This is a genomic window from Nocardioides hungaricus (genome assembly GCF_054782915.1).
On sequence record NZ_BAAGRO010000083.1, the window covers coordinates 1 to 1170 of the forward strand.

At 68.3% G+C, this 1170-nt stretch carries 1 protein-coding gene; it reads left to right on the top strand.

The features are described from left to right. Positions 1-67 precede the first annotated feature (67 nt). The coding region (locus ACYVKX_RS23320) for an IS256 family transposase (protein WP_460836105.1) at positions 68-1170 on the top strand (1103 nt) is incomplete at its 3' end.

Sequence of the window (1170 nt, forward strand, 5' to 3'; positions counted from 1 at the left end):
AGGATCGAAGCCCATACAAGTTCTGATCAGGGTCGGCGTTGGCGCGCCGGCTCGGGAAGGTGCACCCGTGCTCAAGGTAGTCCAAGGAGAGAACGAGCCCAACGAGCCGGCCGGTGGGTCGCTGCTGGATGAGATCGTCCGCGACGGTGCTCGGCAGATGCTGGCTGCGGCGTTGCAGGCCGAGGTCGCCGCGCACGTCGAGGCGTTGCGCGAGGAGCTGGATGAGAACGGCCGTCGGCTGGTGGTCCGCAACGGGTTCCACCAGCCGCGGGAGGTGACCACGGCCGCCGGCGCGATCCCGGTCCGACAACCGCGGGTCAACGACAAGCGGATTGATGAGGTCACCGGGCAGCGTAAGCGGTTCTCCTCCGCGATCCTGCCGGCCTGGTCGAGGAAGTCGCCGAAGGTGGCCGAAGTGCTGCCGCTGTTGTACCTGCACGGCCTTTCGACCGGCGACTTCGCCCCGGCGTTGACCCAGTTCCTCGGCACCGGCCACGGGCTCTCGGCGTCGGTGATCACGCGGCTGACCAAGGACTGGCAGGCCGAAGCACGGGCGTTCAACCAGCGGTCTCTGGCCGAGACCGACTACGTGTATGTGTGGGTCGACGGGATCCACCTCAAGGTCCGCCTCGAGCAGGACAAGGTGTGCCTGCTGGTGATGATCGGGGTCCGCGCCGACGGGACCAAGGAGCTGATCGCGCTCGATGACGGGCACCGCGAGTCCACCGAGTCCTGGGCCAACCTGCTGCGGTCCTGCAAGCGGCGCGGGATGCGGGCACCGGTCCTCGCGGTCGGCGACGGGGCGCTCGGGTTCTGGGCCGCGGTCCGCACCGTGTTCCCCCAGACCCGCGAGCAGCGGTGCTGGTTCCACAAGATCGCCAACGTCCTCAACTGCCTGCCCAAGTCCGCCCAGCCCGGCGCGAAGGCCGCGCTCGCGGAGATCTGGAACGCCGAGAACAAGCAAGAAGCCACCAAGGCCGCGAAGGCGTTCGCCGCCGAGTACGGCATCAAGTGGCCCAAGGCGGTAGCCAAGATCACCGACGACCTCGACGTGCTGCTCGCCTTCTACGACTACCCCGCCGAGCACTGGGTCCACCTGCGCACCACCAACCCGATCGAGTCCACCTTCGCCACCGTCCGACTGCGGCAGCGGATCACCAAAGGCCCCGG